Source organism: Candidatus Gastranaerophilales bacterium (assembly GCA_028696075.1).
Taxonomy (GTDB): Bacteria; Cyanobacteriota; Vampirovibrionia; order Gastranaerophilales; family JAILCC01; genus JAQVHS01.
This window is the reverse complement of the sequence record JAQVHS010000003.1, coordinates 54,086-71,835: the sequence shown is the minus strand read 5'-3', so window position 1 is coordinate 71,835 and position 17,750 is coordinate 54,086. Positions and strand designations below refer to the sequence as shown.

The window sequence follows — 17,750 nt, the reverse complement described above, 5'->3', positions numbered from 1 at the left end:
ATAAAAAATGAGAAAACTATTACTGATAATAGCATTAAGCACAATAGTTTCGGCAGGCTGTTCGCACCACTCCGAAAAACCCCTGCAGCCTTTAGTATCAGGAGTACAGATTGAAACAGTAACCAAGAAAAGCGCAGATAGTTTTTATACAACGTCAGGAACCGTTAAATCCAAGACAAACAGCGTTGTATCAGCAATGCTTAACGGCAGGGTTACTTCAACAGCTGTGCAGGAGGGTGATACCGTTAAGTCGGGGCAGCTGCTCTTAACTATTGACGCAAGAGATTTAGCTCAAAAAGCATCAGGGGCAAATGCGGGAATTAAAGCCGCACAAATGACTGCGGATTCTGCCTATCAAAATATGAAAATGGCGGAAAAAACTTACCAAAGGTATAAAACCCTTTATGACGAAAAAGTTATAAGCAAACAAGAGTTTGACCAATACTCAACCCAAAAAAATATTGCCGCTTCCGAATATCAACGTGCTTTGGCAGGAGTTCAGCAAGCACAGGCAGGGTTGGGGGAAGTTAAAGTTTACCAGGGTTATTCACGAGTAACAGCGCCTGTTTCAGGCATAGTAACGCAAAAATATATAGACGCAGGAACAACAGCGCTTCAAGGTCAGCCGCTGATTGCTATTGAAGCTCCCGGCGAAAAAGAGCTTGTGGCAAATATAGACGAGAGTTATTTGGACAAGGTAAAAGAAGGTATTTCGGTTTCCTTGGAAATCGGAGACAAGACCCTGCAGCGCAAAATTACAAAAGTAGTTAAATATATTGACCCTTCAACAAGGACTTTTAAAGCGAAAATAGATGCTGCAGGCTTAACAGGCGGACAATTTGCAAAAATAAATATTCCCATAGCCACAAAAACCGCCATTTTTGTACCAAAAACTGCGGTTATTCAAAAAGGCGAACTCACCGGAGTTTACACCGTTGATGATGAAAATACTATTTCCTACAGACTCATAAGAACAGGGAAAACTTACGGCGAAAACATAGAAGTACTGTCAGGGTTGAATGACGGAGATAAAATAATCACTGTTGGAGCAGTTAAAGCAATAGATGGCGGAAAAATAAATGACAAATAATGAAGAAAATAAAGACAAAATAGGAGTTTCGGGCAAAATAGCCCAAATGTTTATACAGTCAAAGTTAACACCTTTGATAATTCTGGCATCAATAATCCTGGGAGTTTTTGCTACAGTTGTTACGCCCAGAGAAGAAGAGCCGCAAATAGTTGTACCGATGGCAGATGTGTTTGTGCAATATCCCGGCGCAACGGCTCAGGAAGTAGAAGCACGTGTTACAAGACCTATGGAGCAGCTTATTTCCGAGATTCCGGGTGTAGAATATGTATACTCTATAATCAAACCCGGCATGAATTTAACCATTGTACGTTATCAGGTAGGTCAAAACGCCGAAGACAGCACCATCAAGCTTTATAATAAACTGTATTCCAATTTTGACAGAATACCCCAAGGTGTATCACAGCCGTTAATTAAAATCCGCTCCATTGACGACGTGCCTATTTTGGCTTTGACAATGTCAAGTAATAACAAGCATTTTACAGGCTACGAGCTGCGGCGTGTGGCAGCTGAAATAGCCGATGAGCTGAAAAAAGACGGTGATGTATCAGAAGTAAGCGTTACCGGAGGGCAAAAAAGGCAGGTGAAAGTAACCTTTGACCCTGCAAAATTGCAAGGGTATAACCTTAGTACTTTTCAGATAATGCAGGCTATTCAAAAGTCGAATTTTTTACTCAATTCAGGCAGGGTACAGTCTGACAATAAAGAATTTATAGTAGATACAGGCGGATTTATAAAAGACTCTACAGAACTGGGAAACCTTGTAGTAGGTGTGAACAACAATATGCCTGTTTATCTCAAAAATGTTGCCGAAGTGGAAGATACAGCAGAAGAACCGGTTAATTATGTATTTAATTATGACCACAAAACCGGCTCAAACGAAGCTGTTACAATATCTTTGTCAAAGAAAAAAGGTACTAATGCAACCAATGTTTCTCACAGGGCTTTGGCAAAAATTGAAAACATGAAAAGTTATCTAATCCCAAACGATATCAATATAACAGTTACAAGAAACTACGGTGAAACCGCCAAAGAAAAGTCTGACGAGCTTTTGAGCCATATGCTTATTGCAACCATTTCCGTAATAGCTTTAATTGCATTTTTTCTGGGGCGCAAAGAAGCTCTTGTTGTGGCGGTTGCGGTTCCTGTAACTCTTTCTCTTACATTATTAATAAGTTTTTTGATGGGCTATACCCTCAACAGGGTTACGCTTTTTGCTTTGATATTTTCGATAGGAATTTTGGTAGATGACGCAATTGTTGTCGTTGAAAACATACACAGGCACTTCAAACTTGAAGGTGCAAGCATAAAAACAGCCGTTAAAGCCGTTAACGAGGTCGGCAATCCCACTATTTTAGCAACGTTCACTGTAGTAGCGGCTTTGCTTCCTATGGCATTCGTATCCGGACTGATGGGACCTTATATGCGCCCTATACCGATAGGAGCTTCTGCAGCAATGATATTTTCTTTGCTCGTAGCCTTCATTGTAAGCCCATGGCTAAGCTATATAGTCCTGAAAGATGAAAAGCACGAAGGCGAAGACCATGAAGAACATCAAGACGGTAAAATGGTTGAAATTTACAAACACATTTTAACCCCGCTTGTTGAAAACAGAGGCAAGCGCCTCAATTCAATGAAAATTATCGCGGGTTTGCTAATCCTTGCATTTATGTTAGTTCCGCTTAAGTTGGTTCAATTTAAAATGCTTCCTTTTGATAACAAAAGCGAAATTCAAATAATTGTTGATATGCCGGAAGGCTCTACCTTAGAAGAAACTGCCGCGGTAACACAAGCTTTGGGCAAATATATAAATACAATCCCGGAAGTCATAAATTATCAAACTTATGTAGGTTCATCAGCTCCACATAATTTCAACGGACTGGTGAGGCACTATTTTTTACGCTCAAACAGTAACGAAGCTGATATTCAGGTCAACTTAAAGCCAAAACACGACAGACACAAACAAAGCCATGATTTGGCAAAAATGATGCGCCCCGAACTTCAAAAAATAGGTGTAAAATACAATGCTAACGTTAAATTAGCGGAAATTCCGCCCGGTCCTCCCGTCATAAGCACGCTTGTAGCAGAGGTTTACGGTCCTGACCCTGAGAAACAGGTAGAAATTGCGGGCAAAATAAAGGATATCTTTACTAAGGTAAAAGGAATTGTAGATGTAGACTGGTATGTCGAAGACCCTCAGACAAAAATCACCTTTATACCCGATAAAGAAAAAGCGGCCCTAAACGGAGTCAGTACGGATATTATTTCGCAGGCAATTAAAACCTCGCTTGGCGGAACTTCTGCAGGTCTGGTGCATTTTGATAAAGAAAAAGAACCTGTCGAAATATTTTTAAGAATGCCGCTATCAGAGCGCAGTGATATCAATGCTTTAACCAGTATAACTGTTCCGGCACAAACAGGCAGGTTAATTCCTGTTTCAGGACTTGTTAAACAAGAAACAGGCGAACAGGAACAAACTATCTATCATAAAAACATGAGAAGAGTAACTTATGTAACAGGAGATGTTGCGAAAGAGATAGAAAGCCCTGTCTATGCTGTTCTTGATATGAATAACATAATTTCTAAACTGAAACTTGATAACGACAAAAAACTAAAGCAATTAAATATTGCAATGCCTGATAATGAAAGTGAATATTCCGTGAAGTGGGATGGTGAGTGGCATATTACACTTGAAGTTTTCAGGGATATGGGTATAGCTTTTGCAGCCGTGCTGGTGTTGATTTATGTACTTGTTGTGGCCTGGTTTAAGGACTTTGTAACTCCGCTTGTAATTATGGCGCCTATACCGCTTACACTTGTGGGAATACTGCCGGGACATTTGATATTTCAGGCGTTTTTCACGGCAACCTCTATGATAGGATTCATAGCGCTTTCTGGAATTATTGTAAGAAACTCTATCCTGTTGGTTGACTTCATACACCTTGAAACGCAAGAAGGTACAGCGCTTAAAGAAGCTGTTATAAAAGCCGGACTGGTAAGATTTCGACCAATACTTTTAACGGCTCTGGCGGTTGTTGTAGGCTCGTTTGTAATGCTTTTTGACCCAATATTTCAGGGGCTTGCTATTGCTATGATGTTCGGCGCTGTTGTGGCTACGATTTTAACTCTTATAGTTGTTCCTGTTCTTTACTATGAAATATTTTCAAAAAAGGAGAATTAAATTATGTATATGGCAAAAACCGACAGTTGGTATTTAGAAAGAATTATTTATCTTATCGCAGGTGTAATGGTTCTGTTAAGCTTGGCTTTGGCTTACTTTTTCAGCGAGTATTGGCTTATTTTAACGGCTCTTGTAGGCATAAATCTTATTATTTTTGCGCTGAGCGGCTTTTGTATAATGGCAAATATTCTTGTTAAACTGGGTGTTAAGCCTAAAGACAATTAAATATACGGATAAAAAAAGAGGGTTTAAAAACCCTCTTTGAAGTATTAGAAAAGTTGTTTTATTTTTTCAATAACTTTTGTGAAATAGTTTCTTTAGGCAATTTTTTGAAGCACATAAACCAGTCGTTACATGTTACTGCCGGGTCAGGTTTTGCGTTTCTTTCTTTAATAACGCCGCAAGAGTTTGGCGGAGGAACAATTACAGGGTCGCCGGGCTGCCAATCGGCAGGAGTTGCCACTCCAAACGCATCAGAAGTCTGTAAAGCAATAAGCAACCGTTTAATTTCCTGGAAGTTTCTTCCCGCAGAAGCAGGGTAGTACATAATCGCTCTTACTTTTGCATTAGGGTCAATTATAAAAACAGCACGCACTGCCTGCGTTGTTGATACATTGGGCTGAACCATACCGTACTTAGCTGAAACATCCATCTTAATGTCTTCAATTAAAGGAAAAGTAATCTCCATGTTTTTCATGTCTTTGTATTCAATTTTTTCTTTGATTGTCCTAAACCAAGCCATATGAGCATAAAGACTGTCAATAGAAAGCCCGATAATCTCTGTGTTTAGAGCTTTAAATTCAGGCATCATTTTTTGAAAAGTCATAAACTCCGTTGTACACACAGGGGTAAAATCAGCAGGATGAGAAAATAAAATGACCCACTTACCCTTGTAGTCTTGAGGGAAATTCACCACACCTTGTGTAGTTTTCGCCGTAAATGCAGGAGCATCATCACCTATTAAAGGCATTGCATTTGCACCAAGCATTAAAAACGACATAACGCATAAAGATAGAATAATTTTTTTAAACATAGTGTCTCCTTTCATCTAGTTTTCATCACATATATTAATTTCTATATTTGTCAAAAGTTTTCTCGCCAAATCATTCTCAAGTTTATACCAGATTACATTCCCTTCTCTGTAGCCCTTAATAATTTCAGCATTTTTTAAAATATTCACATGCTGTGAAATCAAAGACTGCGATACCCCGAGTCTTTGGCTCATTGTACCTACATTACAACGTTCTGCATGCACAAGCCCGCAAACAATCTTTAGCCTTATAGGATGTGAAAGTGCATCAAATATTTTCACATAATCATTAACTTGCATATTTTTATTTCCTTGTTTATAATATTAGGTTATTATAATATTATAAAATATGAATATTGGCAAGCATGTAATTAGGAGAAATATATGAAAACAGTAATAATAGGCGGCGGGGCTTGCGGGGCAAGCTGTGCGGCAAGATTAAGAAGATTGGATGAAACCTTCGAAATTCTAATTTTAGAAAAAACTAACGAAATCTCCATAGCAAATTGCGGTTTACCCTATTATTGCTCGGATGTTATTAATGACAGGGGCAAAATACTTGTATCAAACCCTAAAAAATTCAAAGATTGGTTTAATATTGATGTTAAATTAAACTCGGAAGTTGTAAAAATCAACCGTGAAGCCAAAAATGTGGAACTGCAAAACGGAGAATTGATTTCTTACGACAAGCTCGTTCTTGCATTAGGTGCAAACCCCATAGTTCCGCCGTTTGAAGGTATGGATAGAAGCAAGGTTTTTACGGTAAGGACTTTGGCTGACGCAGATGGGATAAAAAACTTTATCAAGAACAACAATGTGAAAAAAGCAGTGGTTATAGGCGGCGGCTTTATAGGGATTGAAATGGCGGAAAACCTTGCTGAAATGAGTCTTGATACAACGCTTATAGAGCTTCAAAATCAAATTTTAGCGCCCGTAGACTACGAAGCAGCTGCAGTTGCCCAAAATGAAATGAGAGATAACGGGGTTGAACTTATACTCTCTGACGGTGTAGCACGTTTTTATGAAAATAAAATTGTTTTAAACTCAGGTAATGAGGTTGAATTTGATATTGTAATTATGGCTATAGGCGTTAGCCCCGAAACGACTTTGGCTAAAGAAGCAGGGCTGGCAGTGAACAAGGGACTGAAAGTTAACGAATTTATGCAAACTGCGGACCCTGATATTTACGCAGGCGGTGACAGCGTGGAAGTGCGGGATTTTGTTTCAGGGGATGAAACTTTAATCCCTCTGGCAGGACCTGCAAACCGTCAGGGAAGAATTATTGCCGACAATATTTCGGGAGGCAATTCTACATACAAAAATTCTCAGGGAACTGCCGTACTAAAAGTTTTTGACCTTACCGTAGCTTCTTGCGGTAACAACGAAAAACAATTAAAAGCTAAAAATATCCCTTATCTTAAGAGTATTATTTACAGCCGTTCTTTTGCGGGATATTATCCGAATTCCACACAGACTCTTTTTAAACTTTTATTCACGCAAGAGGGCAAAATTCTTGGCGCACAGGCAGCAGGGCAGGAAGGGGTAGAAAAAAGAATTGATGTTATAGCGACAGTTATGAGAAACAACGGCACAGTGCAGGAAATGCTCGATAGTGAACTTTGTTATGCTCCGCCTTATTCATCCGCAAAAGACCCTGTAAACGTACTTGGAATGAATGCCGAGAATATACTGAACGATTATATCAAACCTGCTTTTGATGAAGATTTAGATGGAGCATATTTAATTGATATAAGACCTTCCGCCATATTTAATATAAGCACCGTTGAAGGAGCTGTAAATATCCCCATAGATGAATTAAGAAGCAGATACAACGAGGTGCCGAAAGATAAAAAAGTGATTTTATTCTGTAATACAGGCTACACAAGCTATGTAGCCGAAAGAATTCTTAATCAAAAAGGTTTTGATAATATTTATTCTTTGGCAGGCGGCGTTGAACTATACAAAGAACTTACAAAAAATAGCAAAGCAATCGTTAAAAAAAAAGAAGATAAATGTTTAACTACATACTGTTGTGATCAATCAACAGTAAAAATAGATGCTACGGGTCTGCAATGCCCCGGACCTATTGTAAGACTTGCTTCTAAAATAAATGAGCTGCAGGATAATGAACTTTTAGAAATAACCTCAACCGACAAAGGTTTCAAGTCCGATGTTGAAGCCTGGTGCGAAATGACGGGGAATACCCTTTTAAGCCTGGAGCAAAAAGATAAGGTGATTAAGGCAATTATCCAAAAAGGCAATGCCTGTCCTGTTGCCCTACATAATGAAAAATCCAACAGTCAAACTATAGTTGTTTTTTCTAACGATTTAGACAAGGCTTTAGCAGCATTTATAATAGCAAACGGAGCCAAAGCAAGCGGGTGTGATGTAACACTGTTTTTCACTTTTTGGGGGCTGAATATATTAAGAAAATCCAACGTAAATGTAAAAAAAGGGTTGATAGACAAAATGTTTTCTATGATGATGCCGCAAGGCGCCGACAAACTTACCCTGTCCAAGATGAATATGGGCGGAGCCGGTTCAATTATGATGAAATGGGTTATGAAAAATAAAAACATCTCAACATTAAATGAACTTATAGAACAAGCTCAACAATCAGGGGTCAAGTTCATTGCCTGCAATATGTCTATGGACGTAATGGGTATTAAACGGGAAGAACTTATAGATGGTGTAGAAATCGGCGGCGTGGCTAAATACGTATCAAAAAGCATTGGCGCCGGCTCAAACTTGTTTATATAAAACTAACATTAATCACATCCACAACTAGGACTAAGTGTACCGTCGCAGCACTGAGCTCTGCCTTTAAAACAGCCGCATACTCCGCCATGGTGCGAGCAACATCCCGACCTGTTTTCAATAACAGGTACGTTTTGTGCATTGGATTCAAAAACAAACATTCCAAAACCGGTTAATAACATCAAAATTCCAAGCAAAAAGATAAACGTTCTCATGCTTACTCCCCTGGTTAGTTTATGTTTAAATACTAACACAAGCAGGTCAATAAAACATACAAATATAATATTAGTGTTTAATAAATATTTACAAATGAACTAGCGAACTCTTGCATTTAAATCAGCATACCTTCTGTCAACGTTTTGAATATGAGAAACCCACCAGTTAACTAAAAAGTCAGAAATTTCTTTTGCTGCCGCTCTTGTAATACCCATTTTTCTGTGTTTATCTTTAAGCTCGCCCAGCTTAGCTTCAAATGCTCTGTGCAACCTAATATGATATTCTTTTTCGGGGTAGTTTAATTTGCCGAAATAAAATTCTTCCGCCTGAAAGTGCTTTTTAACATACTCTTCAAGGAAACAAATAGCATCATAAGCCTGATCTTGCCCGCTTCCTCGCTTAAAAGCGTCAAGCAGGTTATTCGTTACAACAAAAATCTGCTTATGCTGCTCATCTATCATATCTATGCCTAATTTAAGCCTGTTATTCCACTGAAGCATAATTCCCTCAACCGTCTAATACACTAAAGCAATAAGTTATCTTATTTTGAAGATTTTGTCAAACAGTAATTAACAATTAGCGATAACGAATTCTGGCTTGAAGGTCAGCGTATTTTCTGTCAACATTTTCAATGTGATAAACCCACCAATCCAAAAGATATGAGGAAATTTCTTTTGCTGCCACAGGCGTAATACCTGTTTTAAAGTGCCTGTTTTTAAAATCTTCAATCTTTCTTTGAAATTCTTTGTGCAGCCTGATATGGTTATCTTTATCAGGATACGGCAATTTGCTGAAATAAAATTCTTCCGCTCTAAAATGCTTGATTACATATTCTTCAAGAAAACAAATTGCTTCATAAGCTTGGTCTTGGGCGTTATTTTTTTTAAATGCTTCAAGCAACCTGTTTGTTACAACAAAAAGTTCTTTGTGCTGTTCATCTAAAATATCTATACCTAATTTAAGTCTTTCACTCCATTGTATCATGCGGTTACTACCTCAATTACCTGTACAGAGTAATAAATTAGCGTATTTTTCAATTTTTGTCAATTTTCTTTTGTATTAACTGCTCTTTTGTTCCTATCTTAGAGGATATACCCATATATTTTATAAGCGCTTAAAATCAATAAGAGAACAAAAGGAGAAAATATGAATAACATAATAGAAAATTTCAGCGAAAAAGTTTTAACTTTTATTTTAATTGAAGGTATTTTATTTTTATTGTTGGGGATATTAGATTTGGTATTGCCGGTTTTCAGCACTTTGGCATTGTCTATGCTAATCAGTGTAATTTTTATAATCCTGGGTATAGCGAAGTTTGTGAACGCCGTAGCCTCTTTTAAATACCTGCACCATGTTTTTCTTGATATGGGGATAGGGATACTTGCCATAGTTATAGGCAGCTACTTATTTATGCACCCTGCGTTGAATTTAATGCTGCTGACAATTATGGTGGCGTTATATTTTATACTGGAGAGTGCAAGCTCTTTTTCTTTCGCTATTCAAGTCAAAAACATCTTTAAATACTGGTGGGTAAACTTCTTTGCAGCCGCGATACAGCTGGGGCTGGGAGTATACATAATCGCTGCACTGCCTGAATCTTCACTTTGGGTTTTAGGTATATTGGTCGGTGTAAGTTTGGTATTTACGGGTGTATCTTTAATAACAATCTACAGCACTTCTTTGGGGGTGAAAAACACCCTGCGGAAATAGAATTAATTTTTAATATATTTTTTTCTGTTGAGTTTATGAACCAAAAACCTCATATCTTCAGGCATCTCCATATAATTCGGATATTGAAGACTCATATACGCATGGTAATCATTAGGCACATAAAGCAGTTCGCCTTCGAACTCAAGCTGCTTAAGGGGAAAAATCATGTCTTTGGTGAAAAATCCTCTCATAGGGAAAAAATAAGAAAGCCAGTCGTCTATACTGTAGTATATTTTATTGCTTGACTGAACAATATCAGGATTATTTTTCATTTCTTTTTGCAAGAAATCATACATCAGTTGATAATTTTCCAAAATTTGTGTATCTCTGTTAATTTTTTGCAAATAATTTGAGTGTTCTTTTTCGTAATAATCCTCTGCATAATAATCATGGCAAAATATATCTATATTTTCATAATTTTCAATAGATTTTCCTCTGAAAATTTGGATATGATGTTGATCTATGGAATATATAATTTGTTTTGGGTATTCTTTGAAATATTTTTGCCAAAGAGGATATAAATTTTTATCTTTAATACTAACTGTACTTAAATCCATCTTAATAAAATTCTTTTCGCAGAAAAGTTTTGTTTTTTCATAATCTTCTCGCATCATTCCTATGTCAAAATCATCATCCCATGGAACAAAACCTCTATGCCTTATAGCGCCCAGTAAAGAACCGCAAGTTAGAAAATATTTTATATCATTTTGTTCAAAATCTTTTAGCATATTATGACAAAATTTAAAAGTTTTAAGTTGAAATTCTCTAATCTCACCGCCTGCGGGCTTTAAGTACTCGGGTTGTATTATGCTTTGTAAAAATTTTAGCTGTAGAGTATTAGTCTGATACATTTCAAAAAGTTTTTTTTCTTTATTTTCATGTTTTTTAGTTAAGGAGCTAAGTAAATTTGACCAAAAAGAATTTTTTAATATAGGAATAATTTCTATATTATAGTTAGAACCGCCTGCAAGGATGACATATCTCAGGTGATCTATAATTGTTTCGCTTTCTAATACAGCCGTAAGAATAATATCACAATCAAAATTGTATAATTCTTTTGGTGAAATTGTCTTATACGTGGAGTCTTGGATACCTTTATTACTAAATTTTCTGTCACACAGCGCTATAATATTTAGCGCAGACAAGTCGCAGTGTTTTTGTAACTCGCTAAAATACAACCCGGCACCATAAATTACTATTTTTTTGTCAGCATATTTTTTTGATAGTTTTTTTATTTGCTTTTCAGCATTAATTTTTTTAAAATGTTTTTTATAATCCATATTAATCTTTGAATTTTACTGACCAGTTGAATTATCTTATAATATAAAATATTTTTCAAGATTATTAAGAAGTTGTTGAATGTTATAAGATTTGATATGATAGTAGCAAGAGGATAATATATGGAAGATGAATTTAAAGAGTATTTAAAAGAAGTAAAATTTGATAAACATTTTTCTCGTTTAAAAAAGAAATTTAAAAATAAAAGTATTATTATCTACGGAACAGGTAAACTCTTTCAGTTTATTAAAGACAACTACAACATTTCGAGTCTTAATATAATCGGTATTTCTGATAAAAAATTTTCCCCGGAAGAAGAGGGAGAAATGCATCTTGGGTATAAAATAATTCCAAAAGACAAAATACCGAAATATAACCCTGATTATGTAATCGTTGCAGCGCTGGAGTATTCGGAAATTATAGAAGATTTTTATCATACAGAATTTAACCGTTCAAAAATAAAAATTATTCCGTTGGTAAAAATACCTATACTTAAGTTATTGGAAAAAATTTGGTCAAAGAATTAAATGTATATTCCTTATGATAAAATCGGCAAAACAATAGAGCTTTTTACCCCGTATGGGTTTAAAAGACAAATAAGAACTTTTTTTGAAGGATTTAGAGTTCATCAAAATTGCAGGTATATTGAAAGCAATTCAAAAAAAGTCCTAAAAAGACTACAGACAGAAGCTAAAAAACGTCCTTTAAAGGTGGTTTTCCACGTTTATGATGAATCAAAATGGAAGTGCCAATCTTTGTACGATTTGATGGAACAAGACAAGAATTTTGAACCCGTCATTATCGCTACCAAGAATTGTGCAAAAAAAGAATACATACTAAGCTATATGCCGCCTTGGTATACTCAAAAAGTATATAATTTTTTCAGAAATAAGAATATGCGGCTTGAAATAGGATATGATTGGCAAAAGGATGAATTTATTCCTCTTGAGAAATTCAATCCTGACATAATAATTTATCAAGCGCCTTGGTATGTACATAAAAATCAGGGTCCTGTTATGTGTTCAGCATTTGCATTAACTTATTATGTCCCTTATTTTGTGGCTACTGCTTTAGGTGAGAATGAATATTATTTAAGATTTCATAGATATATCCATGCACATTATGTTTTAAACCAGCTTATTCACAATTACTATGCACAGAATATGTCAAATAAGGGCAAAAATCTCAGAGTAGCAGGTCATCCTCAACTGGATTATTTTTATTTAAATAAAAATAAATTTGAAGAAAAAAAATACGTCATATATGCCCCGCATTGGTCATTTTTAGAAAACAAAATGTTACGATGGGGAACATTCAAAGAAACCGGGCAATTCATGCTCCAATATGCAAAAAAACACCCTGAAATAACTTGGATATTTAAACCTCACCCCGGTTTAAAAGGTACTTTAACTAAAATTATGTCTAAAGAAGAAATTGCAGACTACTACAATGAATGGGCAAAAATAGGAATGTGTTATGAAACAGGCGATTATCTGGATTTATTTATGCAATCTTCTGCCCTGATAACCGATTGCGGCTCATTTTTAACTGAGTATTTTATGACCGGGCAGCCTGTTATTCATCTCGCTTCAAAATACGCAAAAGAATATAATTCTTCTGTTGAAAAGATTTTAGGAACTTACTATAGAGTATGGAATAATGACGAGCTTAAAGAATCGTTGGATAAAATCCTTATCGACAAAGAAGACCCGCTAAAGGATAAACGACTGGAACTTCTTGAAGAGCTTGATTTTAAAAATTCTTATGCAGCAAAAAATATACTGGATGATATTAAAAAAGAATTAGGAATATTATGAACAATATAATAAAAATTTCTATTATAATGCCGATATTTAATTCCGCTAAATATTTAGCTCAGGCAATAGAATCTGTTTTAAATCAATCTCTAAATGAGTTCGAGTTGATTTGTATAAATGACGGTTCAACGGACAATTCTTTAGAGATTCTGGAAAAATATTCAGCGCGCGACAGCCGCATAAAAATTATCAGTAAAGAAAATGAGGGACAGGGTGTAGCAAGGAATTTAGCGCTAAAAAAAGCTGAAGGAGAATACATATTTTACCTAGACAGTGATGACTGGTTAGAGCCTAATGCTTTGGAGTTAATGTATAATAAAATTTCAGGTGACGGTAGTGACATAACTATTTTTAATACATATCGTTTTTATGAAAGTGATAATGCAAGAATGCCCGTTGAATACATAACATCGATGTATTCAATGTTCGGCGAAGACACTTTTTCTCCTTTAGATGCCCAAGATATTATTTTTTCAACCACCGCCCTTCCTTTCAAAATCTACAGGAAAGAGTTTTTAATAAGAGAAAATATTAAATATTCAAGTCATAAATTTATTGAAGATTCATTATTCTATATAAAAGCAATGATTAGTGCAAAAAAAATCAGTTGTTTAAATAAATATCTCTACAATTACAGGGTACATCCTAATAGTGTTTCATATTCCGCAGGCAAAAATATTCATGCATTTATAGAAATATTTTATATGTGTGAAGATATACTGAAAGAATCTACTACTTGCGATGATTTTATGTATTCATATCTGGATTATAAAATAATGCAAGGTCTTTGTTACTACAAAAAAGCAACCAATGATAAGAAAAAATGTTATCATTATTCTATACAAAAATTATTTAGACATATTTATAATACCTACCCAAAATATTTTACTGAAAGGAAGAATATTCCAGCGAGATTTTATTTTATTTTAAATTTATCATATTTAATGTTTAAAATAAAGTTGATAAGTATTGCAATTAAATCTCATATTAATTAATTTTTTCAGATAATATAATAAAAATTATGCGACAGGCGTTCATGCCTTATACAATTCTTTTGGAATAGCATACATAACTGTTTCGCAATAATTTTCCGAATAGTGTCCTAACCTGAAAACATAATCAGTTAACAATTCATCAAGAATAATTGGAATTTGAAGAAAATGTTCAGGTGAATGGTAAATCGAAATAGCCATTTGAGGTCTGTCCTTTAGAATTGTATTTTTAGCTCCCTCAATAACTTTTATCTCGGAATTTTCTACATCCAATTTTATAAAATCAATCTTTTCTATATTATTATCCTTCACAAATTTGTCTATGGAAGTTGTTTTAATTCTTAAAATATCTCCTTCATAACGAGTATAATCTTTTGCATCACATATACATGAAGCTGCTTTATTTGTTGCTACACTCTTAAACTCTAATACATCCTCTTTTATCCAAAGACCTTTTTCGACTAATTCAATATTAGGACTGCTTTCTATTAAACGTGCTTTAATGTCGGAATTAAACCGTGCTTTAAAATCTTCATAATTAGGTTCAAAAGAATAGATTTTTTTTACGTTTTTAAATTCTGATAAAAATATCAAGGCGTGTATACCGTTAAACGCACCGCCGTCAATAGCAACTTCTACAGCATCTTTATTCGTGTATTCCAAATATTGCTCTTCCGGATAAATACCCGCTACTAACTCTTTGAACCCCTTAAAACGTTCTCGGATTTTGTTTACATGTTTTTCTTTATTTTTAGTTTTTAATTGAACTTCTGACACAAACTTATATAACTTTTTATCACTATTTTCTTTGAAAACTTTTAATGCATTATTAATTTTTTCATCTTGAATACTTCTCAATACTCCATCCAAGGGTACTTTAACGATTTTTTTCCGATTTACCCTAAGCGCAGTCAAAACCAAGTACATGTCATTCCTATTATGATTCGAAGCTATAATAATTTGGTCATATTTATCATTATAATCTTTCAAATCAAAAGGAGAAATCACCTGAAGTCCTTCAAAAACACCTTTCCTGGAAGTATCAATAAAAAAAACAACTTCCACATCTTTACGTTGTTTTGCAAGATTATCTTTTATAGCTTTTCCAATATCACCTGCACCGTAAAGCACAATTTTTGAATTTTTTTTAATTTGCTGAAACAGCTTTTTATATGGATTTTTTTTAAACATAACTCTCTCCCTCTATCTGTGATTCCATAATAAATCTTTTTGAATTTTATAGCAAATTATAACGCTAAAACCAATCAACAAGCATTTTTTGTTCACCAAAATTCAGATTCAAAGTTTTGACAGCCTCATTATTCAAAAGAGTATCCAAACTGAGGTTAAATGCCACAGGGGTTACCGAAAACCCTAATTTCTCAACCTTTTCCATCGAAAGCATTTTCTTTTCTTCGTCAAGTACTTCTGCATAATTTAAACCTATACCAATACAGGCAGGCAATTTTAATTTATCGTTTTTGTCAAAGTACGGCAATCCGAATACCCGGCAAATTAAGCCCCTGTACTCGTATATACAACAAATTTTGTCTATTAAAAACGGGCATTGGTATAAAAATTCATCTTCGTTATCATTTCGCCCTTGTTTAATTTTTCTAATATTTTGAAGAACAAGAGTTTGCTTAACTCTGTCTAATTTGCTGAAACCTAAACGCATATACTTAAATTCAAGCTCCGTTATAGGATAACTTCCTGATTCACAACAATAAGAACATCCTTTTTTACATTTAATATAAGGCGCCTGCTGCTCAAAAAAACCTTCAACTTTTTTATCTATCAGATTTAAGTATCGTTCGTAATAGTTAGACATAATAATAAGTTTAGCATATAAATTAAAATGGGAGAAAATACATTATGTAAAATGACGTTATTTTTTATCTTTGGCTTCTATCCTGGTTATAACTCCGTGTACTTTATGAGTAGGCAAGTCATAAAAATTTACAAAAGTTGGTGTATTTCTTTTAATAAAAGAGAATATTTTCCAAACAGGATTTGTGGTTTCGATTTCTTCTACCCAGTAGAATATTATTTTCTAAAAATACAAAAAAACATTCTCATAATTTGAAAAATAGTTTATAATGGATTTGCAACAGAATTTACTTAGGTTTTCAAGAAAGGAGAACCGGACTATGTATAAGTTTAAAAAGCTCATTACAACAGTATTATTAGCTGTATTTATTATCTCTTATTCCTCATTAGCCTTTGCAACCCCGGCAGATACTGCACAAGTAGAGCCGGAAAGAGTTATTAAAATGGAAAATCTTCCTGCCGTAAAAAATGTGTCCTCTAATTTAGTTACGATAACTAACTATAAAGCAATTATCAACAAAGGAGACGTTTTTAAGGTAGCTTTTGCCCAGGATTTTACAACAAAAGGACTGCAAACAGGCGACAAAATTATCTTTAACCTCCCCAAAGGTCTATCTACCACAGAAGGAAGAATGCTTCTGCCCTGCGGAACACAAATTATCGGCGTGGTAACTTCTTATACCCCGCCAAAATGGTTTAATAAAAATGCCAAAGTTGTTCTTAGTTTTAACGAAATATTGGTGCCTAATTCAAAAATTTGTGAGATGGGCGCTTGTGTTTATGCCAAAAACAATATCCTTCAACGCTCAGGCTGGGCTACCGTAGCAAAACCCGTTATCTGGACAGTGGGCTTGTTTGGAGTAGGTGCAGGACTCGGAGCGGCATTTGGTGCTGCTGCAGGTAACGCTGCAACAGGCTGTTTAGCGATAGGTATGCCCGTAGGCGGCGGCGTTGGACTTCTTATCGGTGTAATCACACCGGGATTACACTATAAAGCTAAAGCAGGTAAAGAAATACCTATTCAGCTTAATCAAGCTATGGTCATTTATAATCCTGCACAATAATACCTTTAACAGTAACAATAAAAAAGCCTTAAGATAATCTTAAGGCTTTTTTGTTATAAATATGAAAATGCTACGTAATAACGCCTTGAACAAAATCAAAGTGTCCCAAATTTATATTTGAAAGCACTTCATTCGGATTTCTGTAAAACAAAACATTATTTACTTTGACAGGAGTATGTTTCTCAAGCGCTGCTACGACAAAATCTTCAATGGGTCTGCCCGCATCTATTTTACGTTTATTAGCGAAGTATTTCTTCATTATTTCACTTATATTATTTTTCAAAGTCTGATAGGAATCCTGCAATATACTTGCCATTCTGGTTTCAACATTTATTCTGTCTTCATTTGTAACAAAAAGGTCTACAAAGCCGTTAGGAGTATTATTTACAGGTCTGCCATGCTGCCGCAGGGAAATCTGGTCAAGCAATAAATCTTCTATCTTTTGCAATGATTTATTGTCAATTAATTCTTGAGATGAGGGGTACTTCAAAGCTTTAGCAAGGGGCGGTAATGGCGATGATTCAAGCCTTATTCTTAAAAATTGAAAATGGTTGGAAAAATGTTTACTGCTGGAATGCAAAGCTTCCGCTATATTGTCCAAAGCATTTTCTGCTCCTTTAACTTTCCATAATCCTTTAAAAGCTGTATTTCTACGGTTATCCACCAAATTAACACTATTTATTTGCATCCTCTAACTCCTGAACTGCCTCAATGCCTACTAACATTGTAGTATACATTTTCTCAGGAATTATTCAATAAAAATTCCAAATAAATTTACTTAAATTTAC

General features: G+C 35.0%; 18 protein-coding genes. 9 read left to right on the top strand and 9 right to left on the bottom strand.

Annotated elements, in window-relative coordinates:
* The first annotated feature begins 7 nt into the window (after nt 1–7).
* The 3 genes from PHX18_02960 to PHX18_02950 are packed head-to-tail and all read left to right on the top strand — an operon-like array spanning nt 8 to nt 4,493.
* Nucleotides 8–1,090 carry an efflux RND transporter periplasmic adaptor subunit gene (locus tag PHX18_02960; protein ID MDD3593567.1) on the top strand — a complete coding sequence of 361 codons (1,083 nt, stop codon included), beginning with the start codon at nt 8–10 and terminating at the stop codon, nt 1,088–1,090.
* Nucleotides 1,080–4,268: an efflux RND transporter permease subunit gene (locus tag PHX18_02955; protein ID MDD3593566.1), complete on the top strand. Its 3,189-nt coding sequence runs from the start codon at nt 1,080–1,082 to the stop codon at nt 4,266–4,268. The genes PHX18_02960 and PHX18_02955 overlap by 11 nt, the downstream gene beginning before the upstream one ends.
* A 3-nt stretch (nt 4,269–4,271) precedes the next feature.
* Nucleotides 4,272–4,493 (top strand): DUF2892 domain-containing protein, encoded by a 222-nt coding sequence (locus PHX18_02950; GenBank protein ID MDD3593565.1) that lies wholly within the window; start codon nt 4,272–4,274, stop codon nt 4,491–4,493.
* 58 nt (nt 4,494–4,551) lie between these two features.
* Here the strand turns inward: PHX18_02950 and PHX18_02945 are convergent, their stop codons facing one another.
* Together PHX18_02945 and PHX18_02940 are read right to left on the bottom strand one after the other, a co-directional pair.
* Entirely contained in the window at nt 4,552–5,301 is a 750-nt protein-coding gene (locus PHX18_02945; protein ID MDD3593564.1) for a peroxiredoxin, read from the bottom strand.
* Between the two features lie 15 nt (nt 5,302–5,316).
* The gene (locus PHX18_02940; protein MDD3593563.1) at nt 5,317–5,598 is read right to left on the bottom strand and encodes a metalloregulator ArsR/SmtB family transcription factor; all 282 of its coding nucleotides are present in this window, start codon (nt 5,596–5,598) and stop codon (nt 5,317–5,319) included.
* A gap of 84 nt (nt 5,599–5,682) precedes the next feature.
* Between PHX18_02940 and PHX18_02935 the strand changes: the two genes are divergently transcribed.
* Entirely contained in the window at nt 5,683–8,058 is a 2,376-nt protein-coding gene (locus PHX18_02935) for an FAD-dependent oxidoreductase (GenBank protein MDD3593562.1), read from the top strand.
* Nucleotides 8,059–8,066: 8 nt separating this feature from the next.
* Here PHX18_02935 and PHX18_02930 read toward each other — a convergent pair whose 3' ends face one another.
* From PHX18_02930 to PHX18_02920, 3 genes are all read right to left on the bottom strand, one after another.
* On the bottom strand, nt 8,067–8,270 hold the full coding sequence (locus PHX18_02930) for a hypothetical protein (GenBank protein ID MDD3593561.1): 204 nt from the start codon (nt 8,268–8,270) through the stop codon (nt 8,067–8,069).
* A gap of 99 nt (nt 8,271–8,369) precedes the next feature.
* Entirely contained in the window at nt 8,370–8,771 is a 402-nt protein-coding gene (locus tag PHX18_02925; protein ID MDD3593560.1) for a bacteriohemerythrin, read from the bottom strand.
* 76 nt (nt 8,772–8,847) lie between these two features.
* Nucleotides 8,848–9,255, bottom strand: coding sequence for a hemerythrin family protein (locus PHX18_02920; GenBank protein MDD3593559.1), 408 nt, complete (start codon nt 9,253–9,255; stop codon nt 8,848–8,850).
* A 162-nt stretch (nt 9,256–9,417) separates the two neighbouring features.
* Here PHX18_02920 and PHX18_02915 point away from each other — a divergent pair, with 162 nt between their 5' ends.
* Nucleotides 9,418–9,981 (top strand): DUF308 domain-containing protein, encoded by a 564-nt coding sequence (locus tag PHX18_02915; GenBank protein MDD3593558.1) that lies wholly within the window; start codon nt 9,418–9,420, stop codon nt 9,979–9,981.
* Nucleotides 9,982–9,983: 2 nt separating this feature from the next.
* Here the strand turns inward: PHX18_02915 and PHX18_02910 are convergent, their stop codons facing one another.
* A complete protein-coding gene (locus PHX18_02910; protein ID MDD3593557.1) occupies nt 9,984–11,261 on the bottom strand; it encodes a LicD family protein in 1,278 nt (425 codons plus the stop codon).
* 120 nt (nt 11,262–11,381) lie between these two features.
* Here PHX18_02910 and PHX18_02905 point away from each other — a divergent pair, with 120 nt between their 5' ends.
* From PHX18_02905 to PHX18_02895, 3 genes are read left to right on the top strand one after another with little or no spacing between them, the layout of a single operon-like run.
* Nucleotides 11,382–11,786 (top strand): hypothetical protein, encoded by a 405-nt coding sequence (locus PHX18_02905; GenBank protein ID MDD3593556.1) that lies wholly within the window; start codon nt 11,382–11,384, stop codon nt 11,784–11,786.
* Nucleotides 11,787–13,076, top strand: a complete 1,290-nt coding sequence (locus PHX18_02900) for a CDP-glycerol glycerophosphotransferase family protein (GenBank protein ID MDD3593555.1) — start codon at nt 11,787–11,789, stop codon at nt 13,074–13,076. It begins immediately after the preceding gene.
* Nucleotides 13,073–14,071, top strand: coding sequence for a glycosyltransferase family 2 protein (locus tag PHX18_02895; protein MDD3593554.1), 999 nt, complete (start codon nt 13,073–13,075; stop codon nt 14,069–14,071). The genes PHX18_02900 and PHX18_02895 overlap by 4 nt, the downstream gene beginning before the upstream one ends.
* A 39-nt stretch (nt 14,072–14,110) precedes the next feature.
* Here PHX18_02895 and PHX18_02890 read toward each other — a convergent pair whose 3' ends face one another.
* Together PHX18_02890 and PHX18_02885 are read right to left on the bottom strand one after the other, a co-directional pair.
* The gene (locus PHX18_02890) at nt 14,111–15,259 is read right to left on the bottom strand and encodes an FkbM family methyltransferase (GenBank protein ID MDD3593553.1); all 1,149 of its coding nucleotides are present in this window, start codon (nt 15,257–15,259) and stop codon (nt 14,111–14,113) included.
* Between the two features lie 64 nt (nt 15,260–15,323).
* Nucleotides 15,324–15,899 (bottom strand): YkgJ family cysteine cluster protein, encoded by a 576-nt coding sequence (locus PHX18_02885; GenBank protein ID MDD3593552.1) that lies wholly within the window; start codon nt 15,897–15,899, stop codon nt 15,324–15,326.
* Nucleotides 15,900–16,218: 319 nt separating this feature from the next.
* Here PHX18_02885 and PHX18_02880 point away from each other — a divergent pair, with 319 nt between their 5' ends.
* The gene (locus tag PHX18_02880) at nt 16,219–16,962 is read left to right on the top strand and encodes a hypothetical protein (protein MDD3593551.1); all 744 of its coding nucleotides are present in this window, start codon (nt 16,219–16,221) and stop codon (nt 16,960–16,962) included.
* Nucleotides 16,963–17,032: 70 nt separating this feature from the next.
* Here the strand turns inward: PHX18_02880 and PHX18_02875 are convergent, their stop codons facing one another.
* A complete protein-coding gene (locus tag PHX18_02875; protein ID MDD3593550.1) occupies nt 17,033–17,650 on the bottom strand; it encodes a hypothetical protein in 618 nt (205 codons plus the stop codon).
* Nucleotides 17,651–17,750 lie beyond the last annotated feature (100 nt).